The sequence below is a fragment of the Actinopolymorpha alba DSM 45243 genome (assembly GCF_000373925.1).
Classification (GTDB): domain Bacteria; phylum Actinomycetota; class Actinomycetes; order Propionibacteriales; family Actinopolymorphaceae; genus Actinopolymorpha; species Actinopolymorpha alba.
The window spans coordinates 66,709-80,078 of sequence record NZ_KB892763.1; the positions used below are offsets into that span (position 1 = coordinate 66,709).

General features: G+C 69.3%; 15 protein-coding genes. 4 read left to right on the forward strand and 11 right to left on the reverse strand.

Features of this window, described 5'->3' with window-relative positions; genetic code table 11:
* The first annotated feature begins 27 nt into the window (after window positions 1-27).
* Both B141_RS41905 and B141_RS41910 read left to right on the forward strand, forming a co-directional pair.
* On the forward strand, window positions 28-1,140 hold the full coding sequence (locus B141_RS41905) for an aminoglycoside phosphotransferase family protein (protein WP_020577212.1): 1,113 nt from the start codon (window positions 28-30) through the stop codon (window positions 1,138-1,140).
* On the forward strand, window positions 1,137-2,105 hold the full coding sequence (locus tag B141_RS41910) for a serine aminopeptidase domain-containing protein (protein ID WP_020577213.1): 969 nt from the start codon (window positions 1,137-1,139) through the stop codon (window positions 2,103-2,105). The genes B141_RS41905 and B141_RS41910 overlap by 4 nt, the downstream gene beginning before the upstream one ends.
* Window positions 2,106-2,214: 109 nt before the next feature.
* Here B141_RS41910 and B141_RS0121315 read toward each other — a convergent pair whose 3' ends face one another.
* The 9 genes from B141_RS0121315 to B141_RS0121355 form a co-directional block, all read right to left on the reverse strand.
* Entirely contained in the window at window positions 2,215-2,868 is a 654-nt protein-coding gene (locus B141_RS0121315; RefSeq protein ID WP_020577214.1) for a DUF305 domain-containing protein, read from the reverse strand.
* A gap of 55 nt (window positions 2,869-2,923) precedes the next feature.
* Complete coding sequence (locus tag B141_RS0121320; RefSeq protein WP_157181175.1) at window positions 2,924-3,385, reverse strand: DUF6153 family protein; 462 nt, start codon at window positions 3,383-3,385, stop codon at window positions 2,924-2,926.
* Between the two features lie 67 nt (window positions 3,386-3,452).
* Window positions 3,453-3,677: a heavy-metal-associated domain-containing protein gene (locus tag B141_RS0121325; RefSeq protein WP_020577216.1), complete on the reverse strand. Its 225-nt coding sequence runs from the start codon at window positions 3,675-3,677 to the stop codon at window positions 3,453-3,455.
* 176 nt (window positions 3,678-3,853) lie between these two features.
* The gene (locus tag B141_RS0121330; protein WP_237742764.1) at window positions 3,854-4,186 is read right to left on the reverse strand and encodes a metal-sensitive transcriptional regulator; all 333 of its coding nucleotides are present in this window, start codon (window positions 4,184-4,186) and stop codon (window positions 3,854-3,856) included.
* A gap of 116 nt (window positions 4,187-4,302) precedes the next feature.
* Entirely contained in the window at window positions 4,303-5,268 is a 966-nt protein-coding gene (locus B141_RS41915; RefSeq protein WP_020577218.1) for a hypothetical protein, read from the reverse strand.
* Window positions 5,265-6,524, reverse strand: a complete 1,260-nt coding sequence (locus B141_RS0121340) for a DNA methyltransferase (protein WP_020577219.1) — start codon at window positions 6,522-6,524, stop codon at window positions 5,265-5,267. Before B141_RS0121340 ends, B141_RS41915 begins: the two co-directional genes overlap by 4 nt.
* Window positions 6,525-6,654: 130 nt before the next feature.
* The gene (locus tag B141_RS0121345; protein ID WP_020577220.1) at window positions 6,655-7,683 is read right to left on the reverse strand and encodes an ABC transporter permease subunit; all 1,029 of its coding nucleotides are present in this window, start codon (window positions 7,681-7,683) and stop codon (window positions 6,655-6,657) included.
* Entirely contained in the window at window positions 7,680-8,570 is an 891-nt protein-coding gene (locus B141_RS0121350; protein WP_020577221.1) for an ABC transporter ATP-binding protein, read from the reverse strand. Before B141_RS0121350 ends, B141_RS0121345 begins: the two co-directional genes overlap by 4 nt.
* Window positions 8,567-8,959, reverse strand: a complete 393-nt coding sequence (locus tag B141_RS0121355) for a GntR family transcriptional regulator (protein ID WP_020577222.1) — start codon at window positions 8,957-8,959, stop codon at window positions 8,567-8,569. Before B141_RS0121355 ends, B141_RS0121350 begins: the two co-directional genes overlap by 4 nt.
* Before the next feature lie 202 nt (window positions 8,960-9,161).
* Between B141_RS0121355 and B141_RS0121360 the strand changes: the two genes are divergently transcribed.
* Together B141_RS0121360 and B141_RS41920 are read left to right on the forward strand one after the other, a co-directional pair.
* Window positions 9,162-11,198 carry a thioredoxin domain-containing protein gene (locus B141_RS0121360; protein ID WP_020577223.1) on the forward strand — a complete coding sequence of 679 codons (2,037 nt, stop codon included), beginning with the start codon at window positions 9,162-9,164 and terminating at the stop codon, window positions 11,196-11,198.
* A gap of 31 nt (window positions 11,199-11,229) precedes the next feature.
* Window positions 11,230-11,568 carry a hypothetical protein gene (locus tag B141_RS41920; RefSeq protein ID WP_020577224.1) on the forward strand — a complete coding sequence of 113 codons (339 nt, stop codon included), beginning with the start codon at window positions 11,230-11,232 and terminating at the stop codon, window positions 11,566-11,568.
* A 54-nt stretch (window positions 11,569-11,622) separates the two neighbouring features.
* Here B141_RS41920 and B141_RS0121370 read toward each other — a convergent pair whose 3' ends face one another.
* Together B141_RS0121370 and B141_RS41925 are read right to left on the reverse strand one after the other, a co-directional pair.
* The gene (locus B141_RS0121370) at window positions 11,623-12,393 is read right to left on the reverse strand and encodes an SDR family oxidoreductase (RefSeq protein ID WP_020577225.1); all 771 of its coding nucleotides are present in this window, start codon (window positions 12,391-12,393) and stop codon (window positions 11,623-11,625) included.
* Window positions 12,394-12,560: 167 nt separating this feature from the next.
* The gene (locus B141_RS41925) at window positions 12,561-13,316 is read right to left on the reverse strand and encodes an HNH endonuclease signature motif containing protein (RefSeq protein ID WP_474775226.1); all 756 of its coding nucleotides are present in this window, start codon (window positions 13,314-13,316) and stop codon (window positions 12,561-12,563) included.
* Between the last annotated feature and the right edge of the window lie 54 nt (window positions 13,317-13,370).

Sequence of the window (13,370 nt, forward strand, 5' to 3'; positions counted from 1 at the left end):
GGGTTCCGGTGCGGCAAACTGGGCGGGATGACGTCATCGGAGGAGGAGTTCCTCGCTGAGGAGTTGAGGGACGTGGTGGCACCCTCCCTCGGGCGTACCCGCGACGGACTCGGCCCCTGGCAGGTGGAGCTCGTCGCCCGACCGGCGGTCGCCGGGTTGGCCACGGTGGGCATCTGGCGGGTACGCGGCGCGGACTGGACCATCATCGTCAAGGTCCTCCGACATGCCGACGGTGAGGCCACCTCCGCATGGCAGTCTGAGAAGGACCCGCGCCATCCGTTCTACTGGCGGCGCGAGGCGGACGCGTTCGAAAGTGACCTGCTGGCCAGCCTGCCTGAGATCGGCGGCCTGCGGGCGCCGGCCAGCCATGGTGTCGTCGACCGGCCCGACGGCACCGTCGCCGTCTGGATGGAGGACGTGGCGGGTAATTCCGGCTCGGACTGGGACCTGCGGCGCTACCACCTGGCTGCCCGCCACCTCGGCCAGCTGCAAGGTCGCCTTGCCGATGCCGGCGCGCTTGACCAACCGTGGTTGAGCCGCGGCTGGCTACCCACCTATCTCGAACGCCGCGTACGTTGGTGCGGGCCGCTTGACGATCCCGACGCGTGGGGCCACCCGTTGGTCCAGAAGGTGTTGCCCACCGGGCGCGCGGGGGAGTTCCGCGCACTCTGGGCCGATCGCGAGCGTTTCCAGGCGGTGCTCGACTCCTTTCCCCGCACGCTGTGTGAGCTCGACTTACACCCCAGGAACCTCTTCGACGTCGCCGGCGACACGGTGGTGATCGACTGGGCCTTCGCGGGCGTGGGCGCACTCGGCGAGGACCCCGGCAACCTCGTCGTCGATGCGGTCACCGATTTCCATCTGGCCCCCGACCTGCTGCCCGTACTCTTCGACGTGCTCGTCGACGGCTACGCTGCCGGCCTGGCTGACAGCGGCCATCTCCTCCCGATCGATAACGTACGCCGGGCGGTGGCGGCGGGCGCGGCGGCGAAGTTCGGCTGGCTGGTCCCGGCCATCCTTTCCACGGCGACAAATGGACGGCCAACCCTGAACGGCAGACCGGTCGAGGAGGGCATGGCGTCCTGGGGCGCGGTCGGTGTCTTCCTGCTCGACCTGAAACAGATTGCGAGTGGACAGTGAACGACGAGCGGACGCGGTACCAGGCGGTCAACGACGAGGTGTTCGCGTTGTACGTGGCCGAACTGTACGCCGAGGCGGTGACCGAGGTGCATGAGGCTATGCCGGAGCTTCCTCGTTATCGGTCCGATCTCGCCCACACGGCGGCCTGCCTGCGGGCGGCGTCAGGCGACGCGCAAGGCGCACTTGACGAACTCAGAGCGGCATTCGACGACGGGGGATGGTGGCATCCGCGGATCCTGCTCGACGACGATGATCTCGCTTCGCTGCATGGCCGGGAAGGATTCGCCGAGCTGGTAAGCCTGTCGCGCGAGCGGGCCGACAGTGCTCTCGACGAGACGAGCGAGCCGGTCATCCAGAGGCCGGAGACCACACCGCGCGGCCTCCTGGTGGCGCTGCATGGAGCCGGCGACGGCGCGGACGATGCGGCCGACCAGTGGCAAGCCGCGGTTGACGCGGGGTTCGTTCTCATGGCGGTCGAGTCCTCGCAGCGCAACACGCCGACGTACCGCTCCTGGCCCGATCCGAGCGTTGCCGAACGCGACATCGCCGCCGCCCTGGCCAGCCTTCCGGCTCGCGACCGCTCGCTCCCGCTCGTCACCGCGGGCTTCTCCGCTGGTGGCCGGCAGGCGCTGCGGTGGGCGCTGGTCGGGCGCCCGGGGACGCCGGTCGGCTTCGTCGTGGTCGCCCCCGCGATGGAGCCAGAACACCTGCCAAGTGACGACGTTGTGGCCGCCGTACGCCGCCAGGTGGACGGTGTCATCGTCGCCGGTAAGGACGATGACGAGGTGGGCGACGGGCCGATGCGGACGCACCAGGCGCTGCGTCAAGCGGGACTTGCCTGTCGCCTCGACGTCGTACCGGACCTCGGTCACACGTATCCGGCTGACTTCGCCAGCCGCCTCCGCGCCATTCTCGACGCCCTCGTCCCCTCGATGCCGCAATCCGCTGAACGCGTGATCCGCTGAACGCCTGATCCGCGAACGGGCGATCGGGGTCTCCTTCGGCAGGGTTGCCGAAGGAGACCCCGATCGCTTGCCGGCTTCAGCTTCTGCTCGCCGGCTCGCCTCACGCGCGCTATCGCAGCGTTGGCAGCAGCGCCTTCATCGTCGTGATCTCCTTGGTCTGTCCGTCAATGACGGCTTGCGCGAGCTTTTTCGTCTCGGGCGAAACGCCCTGCCGCAGCTGGGTTCTGGCCATCGCGACCGCGCCCTCATGGTGCTTGATCATGAGTTCGGTCCAGAGCCGGTCGAAGGCCGCACCAGAAGCTCCGTCGAGCTCCTTCATCTCCTGCGCGCTCATCATGCCGTCACCCATGTCCATGTCATGGGACTTCATGTCCATGGATGCCGACGGCACCGGCTCACCCCAGCCCGCGAGCCAGTCGGACAGCTGCCTGATCTCGGGCGCCTGCGCGGCCTTGATCGCGGTGGCGAGCCGCCTGACCTCGGCGTTCGTGGCCTTCTCCAGGGCGATGTCCGCCATTTCGATGGCCTGCCCGTGGTGGGGGATCATCGCGGTCGCGAACTCCACGTCCGCACGGTTGTGCGGGCTGGAAGTGCTGGTACGCCCGGCCGCGTCGCCCGTCGGGCGGGTTGTCGGCGTCGCGGACGTGGTGGAGTCCATCGTGGACATGTCGTGCGTCGAGTTGTTGCCGGACGTGCCGCCGCACCCGGCGAGGAGGAGGGCGCCCGCGAGCACGCCAGCGGGCAGCGCGACGTTGCGCTTCATGGGATGTGCTTCCTTTCGTCGATGTCGAAGTGGTCCAGCGAAGGAGCGGCGGCTCCTACGTACGCAGGACACACAGGGCCGACAACGACGGTGGGAACTTCGGCCCGGCTCGGGCGGACCTGACGTGGTCCACCAGGACCCGGACGGCGAAGGTGTGAGAAAGGTCGGATCGGCGAGCGGTGAGGAGGCGGACCAGCAGCCCGCCGGTGAGGGTGAGAACGGCGATGCACAGCCCGGCCGCCATGCCGGCGTGCGTATCCATCGGCTCCTGGTCGCGAAGCTGTTCCTCGCCGGCCGCCGAGGCCGCCTGATCCATCCCATCCGCCATGGGTGGGGTGAGCAGCGCGCTGGCCTCACGTTCGACGGCTCCGGCCATGGAATCGGCCGGAGCCGTCGCGAATGTCGTGCCGTGATCGCTGGCGAACCCGTGCATCGCCAGCAGTCCCGCCAGGGTCGCGATGACCAGCAACGCTCTAGTGCACAGGCGTCGCAGGCGGCTGGAATTCGTTCGGGTCATCGCGTCTGATGCGGCTGGGACGTGCATTCGGTGCGGTAGCAGCGCGGGAATCGGGGAGTCGAGCGGATCAGGACTGGACGAGCGCGTAGTCGCCGGCCTCGTCGATCGCCTCGGTCACGTTATCGATCAGGAGCGGAGCCGCGCTGGTCACGGTGACGGTCGAGTTGCCGCCCGCGACCAGGTCGATCTTGACGTCCGTCACGCCGTCCAGGGCTTCGAGTTCACTCGTGACGGCGGAGACGCAGTGCCCGCAGGTCATGCCGGACACGGTGTAGGTGGACGTGGTGGTCATGTGAGCTCTCCTACGGGAACGGTTCGGTGGCGGAACGGATGGGTTCTGGAACGGCGGAGAGAGGTCGAGAGCTCACACCTGATCGCAGATCGCGACACCGCGCTCACGATAAGCGATGGTGTGAGGTGATCTCGCAGGGCAAGAGCATCGCCGTGGCGCGTGGCGCGTGGCCGAGGTCAGGAACGGACGAGCCGCGCGATCGCCGCGGAGGCCTCCTTGACCTTGGCCTGGGCCTCCTCGTCGCCCTTGGTCAGCGCCTCGCTCACACAGTGGGCGAGATGCTCCTCCAGGAGGCCGAGTGCGAAGGACTCCAGAGCGCGGGTCGCGGCCGACACCTGAGTGAGTACGTCAATGCAGTAGGTGTCGGAGTCCACCAGGCGCTGGAGGCCCCTGATCTGTCCCTCGATACGGCGGAGGCGCTTGAGGTGCGCGTCCTTGCTGTTGACGTAACCAGGCGACGCGCCGTGGGGAGACTGGGTGCCCTTGGCGGCCGGCTGTTCGTTCGCGATGCTTTCCACGGCTTTCTCCTCATTACCCCCGGGGGGTAGCTGCGCCTGCCAGTGAACCATACCCCAAGATGGTATGCCGTCAAGGGGTTCGGGCGCATGCGGCCGGGCTGGCAGCCCTACGGTGCGCCGAACAGTCTGCCCAGGTTGCGCACCGCCCGCATCGCCCCGGCCACGTCGTCGGCCGACCGTCCCCGCAGCGACCGTCGAAGCTCGCGGTCCAGCTGCTCCGAGACCGAGTCGGGGTCGGCCTGGTCGCTGTGCATCCTGAGGAAGCGGTACCAGTCGAGGATCCGGATGCCGAGCACCTCGAGCTCGAGGCTGGCCCTGATGAAGTCGTCCATCAGCCCGCGAACCCGCGCGACGCGGCCGAAGTTCTTGCCGCCGTCGTACGCCGGCTGGTCGGCGATCTGCGCGTCCTTGCCCGGGTAGGGGTGCGCGCCGGCCGGCGCCTGGATCGCACGGTCGGTGCCCTTGGCCGCGTCGCGGGCGTACTGCCAGTAGTAGTTGCGGTAGTCGGCGGCCCAGCGCGCGGACACGACGTACGGCTCGGCCGCGACCGGCGACCCTGACAGCACGTTGTCGAGGTACCACGGCACGACGACCAGCAGGTCGTGTTCGGCGCAGGCCGCCGGCGTGGTGGTGAACCGGAAGCTCGGCTCGCCCTCCTTGGCGAGCAGGAACCACCCCTTCAGCTCGATCCCGAGCGCGATGTTGGGCCCTGACGGCGATCCTTTGCGGACCAGGCGTACGTCAGGGAACCGCTGGGACTGGCGCTCGAAGGTGTACCCGAGCCACTCGTCGTCGGGGTCCCAGAGCGCGCGTTGCTGGTTGAGAGCCTTGACGACCTGCCCTTCGATGGACGTTCCGAGCAGGGTGTTGAGGCTGTGCAGGTCGGTGGCGTTGACGCCGGCAACGTGGTTGGTGAACTCGAAGTACGCCGGCAGCCCGAGCAGCAGGGTGCGCAGCCGGCGCTGGAGCCGCGTCCGCGGATCGTCGGGGTCGAGCACCGGCTCCACGGGTGCGCCCGGCCCGGCCGGTGTCTCCAGGGAAGGGTCGAACAGCGCATCAGAGGCGGCCGTCACGAGCGGGACCTTCCGGACGTCTGGCCGGCGGGTCGAAGGCGGGCGACCGCGGAGTCGTCGCGACCGGCGGGCGCCGGATGGGGCCGGTCGGCCGGGACCGCGGCTGCCTCCTCCGCCGGGTTGGCCGCCTCCAGCGCCCCGCGCAGGCGTTCCCGTGCCAGCCGCGCGAAGCTCTTGTCGAGCTCGGCGACGTACGCCTGCCGGCCGAGCGCCACCGCGGCCACCGATCCGGACGCGAGCCCGCCGAAGGGTTCCCAGACCACGTCACCAGGCTCGGTCACGGACTTGACCAGGCGTTCCATGAACTCCAGGGGCTTTTGGTTGAGGTGCGCGGAGCTGCCAGCTGTGGGTTTGTAGACCCGCGGTGCGGCCCGGCGCAGGGTGCCCTTGAGCCGCTCGTCGTCGTGGAGCGGGCCGCGGTGCCAGACGTTGGTGATGCCGTGCTGGTGGTTCCAGCGGTAACGCAGGGCGTCCCACTCCTTGGCGGTGACGATGCTGTGCCCGTCGAGGCTGAAGTAGGGCCAGCCGGTCTGCTGGCCGCGCTCATTGGCGTACGTCGCGAGCTTCTCGAGCATCTCGCCGGGCGGCCAGTACCACAACCAGTCCTGCGTGAGGTATTTACGGGTGGCGGCGTTCCTGACGCCGCAGGCTTCGTTGGCCAGATAGAGCGGGAGCCCACTGCGCTGCCACTCGTGCCGCAGCCACTGCTGGACGGGAAGCGACCCGGTCGGGGTGTCGACGGCGAACCGGCGTTGGTAGAGCACGCAGACCTCGGACACGACCGGGAAACGCCGGATCGTCTTGCCGTTGACGTTGCCGGCGACGTGCGCGATGCCCTTGTCCCAGGTGATCGTCTGGACGTAGTCCCAACCGGACTCGGTCAGCAGCGGGTGGACGGTGGCCCAGCCCACCTCGGTGTTCCAGAACCACAAGGTGGTCGACGGGTGGGCCGCGGCCGACCATGCCTCGACGTGCGGGCGATACCACTCCACCAGGCCATCCGGGCCGGTCGTGTCGCCGTGAAAACCGCGGACGCCGTAAGCCCCGTCGCTGACGATCGTCACCGGGGTGGGCCACTGTGGATAGGCCTTGCGTACGTCACCGGTGTGGAGATGGAACGCCGGTGGCTCCGGAACCCCCGGCTCGGCCGGAACGCCGACCGCCCGGTCCGCCCGCGCCGGGGCGGAGGGCTTGCTGGTCGCCGAAGTCCTGACTCGACTCCGGCTCGTGCCGCGCGCTCTGACCTGACCTCCCACGCACCGCAGGCTAGCCGGGCCCGCCGACAGCCCTCACCCGGCTCGCCGCCTGCCGTACGCGACCAGCGGCGCCGCGGTCGCGGATGCCCGGCCGTACGGACCCTTTGTCGTACGGCCGGGTCGGGTTTGGTCAGGACAGGCGCCGGCGGGTCCACCAGAAGCAGAACCCCGTGAGGGCCACGGCACTGGTGGTGTAGATGCCGGTTTCGATCCACTGGAAGGGCCAGAATCGGTTGGCGGCGTGGTAGGTCATCTGCACCCGGTAGCCGAGTCGGCTGATCTCGGCGAAGCACGTCGCCATCCGGTCCTGCTCGACCGTTGCTGGCGCGCATGCTCCCGAGGACAGTGACACGTTGATGTCGTCGACGGCCTTTCCCGCTGCGTCGACGGTCTGGCTGGACAGCAACCAGTCTCCATCCTTCGGCGCCTTGGCCTGCAGCCGGACGGCGTCGTTCTCGGGATTCCTCATCAAACCGTCCAGAACGGAATGGGAGATTTCGACGGTCGCGCGGGTAGGCGGGAGCAGGTGGGGCCGGACCAGCGTCGGCATGGCGATCTGGACGGCGACGAAGACGGTCAGGGTGATGGCCATCGCGAGCTGCGCGCGTCGGACCAGCATCCCGACGGTTACGCCGAGGGCGAAGGCGAAGGCCGCGTACCCGATGGGGACGACGCCGCGCGCGTCGAACACCAGCGATCCCAGCCGCGGGAAGTTCTCGGTGGCGACCTGGTCGACCGTGCTGGACCACCAGGTCACCGCCAGGCTGCACAGTGCGGTGGCGGCCATGGCGGCCAGTCCAGTGAGTCCCAGTTTGACGGCCAGCCAGCGGGTGCGGGTGATGCTCTGGTTCCACACCAGCCGGTGCGTGCCGGTCTCGAGCTCCCGGCTGATCAGCGGCGCTCCCCAGAAGAGCCCGATGAGCGCCGGAAGGACCAGGATGACGGCGGTGACGGCGAGAAAGCCGCTCTGGTTTTCGTTGAAGAACCTCTGGACGAACATCGAGCAGTCGCCGCCCTGGGTGGTGCAGTCCGCGAGCCCGGTGGCGTAGTCGTCGGCCAGCCGCGGGCCGGTGACGGCCAGGATGGCGGCGAGCGCGGCCAGTCCGCCGAAGACCGCGGTGGCCGCGGTGCGGAACTGCCGCCAGGTCAGCCAGATCATCGCTGGGCCTCCAGGACCGGTCGGTGGTGGGTACGGGCGGTGGTGTTCATGTACGCCAGTACGAGGTCTTCGAGGCTGAGCTGGCTGACGGTCCACGCGGGATCGTGGATCGGGGCTTCGGTACGGATGATGAAGGTGCTCTGCCGGTCGGTGTGGCTGGCGGAAATGACCTGCTGGTCGGCCGGGAGCCGACCGGTGTCGCGTTGGGGGCCGGTGAGCCGGTGGTGGGTGGCCAGCAATTCTTCGACTTCTCCCGCTACCTGGACGCGGGAGTCGACGAGCACGATCAGGTAGTCGCAGGTTCGTTCCAGGTCGGAGACCAGGTGGGAGGACAGCACCACGCTGAGCTCGTGCTCGACGGTGGCCTCCAGAAGGCCCTGCATGAACTCGCGGCGGGCGAGCGGGTCGAGCGCCGCGACGGGTTCGTCCAGGATCAGCAACTCCGGTCGTTTGGCGATGCCCAGCGTGAGAGCGAGCTGGGCGCGCTGCCCGCCGGACAGCTTTCCGGCCCGCTGGGCGGGATCGAGGCCGAGTCGCTCGATGCGTTCTCGTGCCAGGGCGTCGTCCCACCTCGGGTTGAGCTTGGCGCCCAGCTTCAGGTGCTCGGTGATGGTGAGCCCGGCGTACGTGGGAGTGTCCTGGGCGACGAAGCCAACCTTTCCCATCTGTGCCCGGTCGCTCCCGGGACGACCGCCGAGCACCCGGATGGTGCCGGTTGTGGGTGCCAGCTGGCCGCTGGCCAGGTTCAGCAAGGTGGTCTTACCCGCTCCGTTGGGGCCTACCAAGCCCACGACGTGCCCGGCCGGGATGTCCAGGGTGCAGTCCGACAGCGCCCAGCGCTTGCCGTACCTCCTGCCGAGGCCCTGGGCCTGCAGGGCGGCGGTCATGCTATGTCCTCCTGAGCGGCGGTCCGAAAGGTCGTCATGAAGATCGCCTCGATGCTTTCGTCGTCCAGGCCCGCGCGGCGGGCCTTGGTCAGCCAGCGCCGCAAGTCCTGACGCAGCGCGCCGTGCGCGGCCAGTGAGGCGTCGGTCAACGTCCGGGTCACGAACGTCCCCACTCCCGGCCGCGGCGCTACCAGGCCCTCACGCTCGAGTTCGCGATAGGCCTTGAGCACCGTGTTGGGGTTGATCGCCAACCCCGCCACCACTTCCTTGACCGTCGGAAGTTGGTCACCCTCCTGCAGCAGACCCAGCCGCAGGGCCTGTCGAACCTGGCGGACCAGCTGAAGGTACGGCGAGACGCCGGACCGCTCGTCCAGGTGGAACTCGATCATCCGAAGCTCCATTCATCTAGTTAACTAGCACAATAGAACGCTCGACCTGGACACGCTGTCAAGCTGGACGGGACGCGTCGCCCGTGCGGATATCTGGTCGCGGTGCGTGGACGTCGCACGGGATGCCTCGGCTGGCGCGATGGCGCCAAGGCGCGCGGCCGTGGATGGGAGGGCCGGGCGGTCGGCGGTCTACGGTGGATGGATGGTGAACCGCCTGGCGACAGCGACGAGCCCCTATCTCCAGCAGCATGCCGACAACCCCGTCGACTGGTACCCCTGGAGTGAGGCGGCGTTCGCCGAGGCCCGCCAGCGCGACGTACCCGTCCTGCTGTCGGTGGGGTACGCCGCCTGCCACTGGTGCCACGTGATGGCCCACGAGTCGTTCGAGGACGAGCGGATCGCCGCCTTCATGAACGCCCACTTCGTCAACGTCAAGGTCGATCGCGAGGAACGCCCCGACGTCGACGCGATCTACATGGAGGCGACTCAGGCGATGACCGGCCAGGGTGGCTGGCCGATGACCTGCTTCCTCACACCGTCCGGTGAGCCGTTCTACTGCGGTACGTACTTCCCGCCCGCCCCCCACCACGGCCTGCCGGCGTTCGGTCAGGTGCTGGAGGCGGTGGCCCGGACCTGGCGGGAGCGCCGCGACGACGTACTCCAGGCCGCCGGTGACATCGTGGCCCAGCTCGACCGGCCGGTGATCAGCGGTGGCGAGGCGCCGGCGCCGGCTCTGCTCGACCGCGCCGTCGACGTCCTCGGCCGGGACTTCGACGCCGACAACGGCGGGTTCGGTGGCGCGCCGAAGTTCCCGCCGTCGATGGTGCTGGAGTTCCTGCTCCGCTACGTCGTTCGCACCCGGTCGGCGGCGGCGCTGCGGCTGGTGGAGCAGACCTGCGAACGCATGGCGCGCGGTGGCGTCTACGACCAGCTCGGCGGCGGTTTCGCCCGCTACAGCGTGGACCGCGCGTGGGTGGTGCCGCACTTTGAGAAGATGTTGTACGACAACGCGTTGCTGCTCCGGGTCTACCTGCACTGGTGGCGGCTGACTGGCGCGCCGCTGGCCGCCCGGGTAGTCCGCGAGACCGCGGAGTTCCTGCTGCGGGACCTGCGCACACCGGAGGGCGGGTTCGCCTCCGCGCTTGACGCCGACAGCGAAGGTGTGGAGGGGAAGTTCTACGTCTGGACTCCCCAGCAGCTGCGGGAGGTGCTGGGCGAGGACGACGGCAACCTCGCCGCGGAGATCTTCGGGGTGACGGAGCGGGGAACGTTCGAACATGGCACGTCGACCCTCCAGCTGCCCGCCGATCCAGCAGACCCGGAACGCTTCGCTGACCTGCGGGCCCGCCTCTTCGCCGCGCGGGCGCAGCGGGTGCCGCCTGGCCGGGACGACAAGGTGGTCGCGGCGTGGAATGGTCTCGCGATCGCCGGACTCGCCGAGGCAGGCGCGCTGCTGGAGGAGCCGGCGTACGTCGACGCGGCGCGGGAGGCGGCCGAGCTGCTGGTCTCGGTCCACACGGACGCTCACTCCCGGCTCGTCCGCACCTCACGGTCCGGGGCCGCGGGCGGGAGTCCAGGCGTACTCGAGGACTACGCCGACGTCGCGGAGGGATACCTGGCTCTGTTGTCGGTGACCGGGGATCCGGTGTGGCTGGATCGGGCCGGCGGCCTTCTCGACGTCGTACTCCAGCGGTTCGGTGACGGGCAGGGTGGCTTCTTCGACACCGCCGACGACTCCGAACGCCTGGTCCGGAGGCCGCAGGATCCCACGGACAATGCCACCCCGTCTGGGCAGAACGCCGCGGCTGGGGCGCTGCTGACGTACGCCGCCCTTACAGGTTCGGAGCGGCATCGTACGGCGGCCGAGCGCGCGCTGGGCGTGGCCGGCCGGCTGGCCGAGCGTGCTCCACGGGCGGCGGGCTGGGGCTTGGCCGTGGCCGAAGCGGTCCTCGCGGGGCCGGTCGAGGTCGCGATCGTGGGGGAGCCGGGCGATCCGGGCCGCGCGGCTCTTCATCAGACGGCCCTGCGTTCTCCCGCGCCGGGTGCGGTCGTCGTGGCGGGCTCGCCGGAGGACGGGCGGCCGGTGGACGGGCGGCCGGTGGACGTCCCGCTCCTGGCGCACAGAGGCCTGGTGGAGGGGCGGGCGGCGGCGTACGTCTGCCGTCATTTTGTCTGCGACCGTCCGGTCACCGACCCGTTGGAGCTTGCTGAAAAGATCGTGGGCTCTAACGTTGGGTAGGTAAGGAGTGACAGAACGGAGATGGGTTCTCATGGGTAAGAAGTCCAAGAAGAAGCGCATGGGTCGGTTCGAGACGCTCCTCGTGGGTGCTGTGGGCGGCTTGCTCGTCGCATCCGTCATCCGGGAGCTCCGGCGTCCGGCGACCGATCGCAGCTGGCACGGCACGGTCGCCGGCGTTCCTTACGACTACCGCCCACCGACGGTCGACCGGCTGCGCGCCACGTGGTGGGCGCCCGAGGACGACCGGATCGTTCAGCGCACGGCCTACGGCCTCGGTTGGGATCTCAACGTCGGTCGAGTCGTACGACTGGCGTCCGAGGCCGTGTCGCAGACGGCGGCGTCCAACGGCTCGTCGCCCGATCGCGGCTGACCGGAGTACGCCGGGAAGGCGCGGCGAATCGGTGGGCGTGCCCGTCGTGGTTGTTCAGTGGGTCTGGGAGTTCTGTTCGGCGAGGAAGGCTTCCCAGGTTCGGGTGCCGGTGGTGTCACCGTGGAGGGTGAGGTTGTCGCCGGCACGGTAGGCGCGGCCCGCCTTGCCAGGCATCCGCAGCGGCATCATCAACCTGCGCTTTCCCTGCGCCTCCAGGTATCCGCGCATCAGGTCGGCCATCCCGTACACCGTCGGTCCGGCCAGGTCGGGCACCAAACCGGCCGGCTTGCCGAGCGTTAGTGCGACGAGCCGGTCGGCGACGTCGCGGGCGTCGACCGGCTGGAACCGCAGACCACCGGGGATCGGGATCACGGGCAGCTTCGCCATCTGCTGCGCCGTCTTGAAGGCCAGGTCGTGGAACTGCGCCGCCCGCAGCGTCGTCCATGGCAGGCCCGAGTCGGTGACCGCCCGCTCCGCACCCAGCTTCGAGCGGAACCACCCCAGCGGGACCCGGTCGGCTCCGATGACGGAGATGTACACGAGGTGCCGCACGCCGGCCTGTCGCGCGGCGCGTACGAGGTTCGCGGAAGCCTCGGTGTCACCCTTGGCGCCACCGGCCAGGTGCAGGATGATCTCGGCTCCGCGCACCGCGCGCTCGATCCCCTCGCCGGTGGACAGGTCGGCGGTGACGTGCTCGACACCGTTGCCGGGCTGGCCGCCGTGCCGGCTGAGGACCCGCACCGGGTGGCCGGCGTCCCGCAGCAGCGGTGTGACCAGGCGTCCGAGAGTGCCCGTACCACCGGTGACCAGGATGGGTGCGTTCATCGTGTTCTCCACATTCGTTTCCGACCGCAAGCCCGGCTTGCGGTCGCATCCGCCAGGTGTCGCTTCACTGCCTCGACCCGAGGCGAGCAAGGAATGTGACAGACGTGACCGAGCCCACAGTTCGGGCTCTGGTCGGCGGCCGGTGGCGCTCTGCTGCTCCTGGCCTGTCAGGTTCGGAGGCGTTGGTTGCGGATGGGGTTGCGTTGCTGGTCGATCCATTCGGGTGGGGTGAATTCGGGTACGCCGTCGGCTGCTAGCTGGACTTGCCAGGTTCCTTGGTGGATCAGGCGGTGGTGATAACCGCACAGCAAGGCGCCGTTGGCGAGGGTGGTGGGTCCGCCTTTCAGCCACGACTGGACATGATGGCCGTGGCACCAGGCGGGTGGGCGATCACAGCCAGGGAACGAACAGCCCCGATCTCGTAGCTCCAACAACTTGCGGAGCCTGCCGGTGAAGAAGCGGGTGCCGTCGGAGAGGGCGACCTCGCCATCGCGGATGCCGAACCAGCTGACTTTGGCGTCGCATGCCCATTCTTGGACGGTGCGGGCGGAGACGTAGGTCCCAGTCCGGAGGAGTCGTCCGAGTCCGGTGCCGTTGACCAGGTTCTCGTCGGTGATGGTGACGACGATGTGCGGTTTCTCCCCACCTTGGGATGGTGAGGCTCCGGAGTCGAGGTAGCGGCGGATGAGTTCGTCGAGCGCNTCGCCTCTGCGTTGGGCCGCACTTTGGGGGTCCAGCCCGTCGGCGGTCGTCGGGAGCGGCTTCGAGAGCGGCTCGATCGCGGTGCGGAACCGGTCCGCCGCGATCGGGTCCAGCTTCCCGCGAAGATAGGTACCGGAGCCGTCCGGGGCGTCGTACAGCGACAACTCACACCGCCGGGCCGCCTTCGCCTCCTCCTCGGCGAGCTTCTTCGCCAACACCATGTCCGCAAGATCCGGGTCCACAGCGTTCAACACCGCCCGACCCAGACCGGCAAG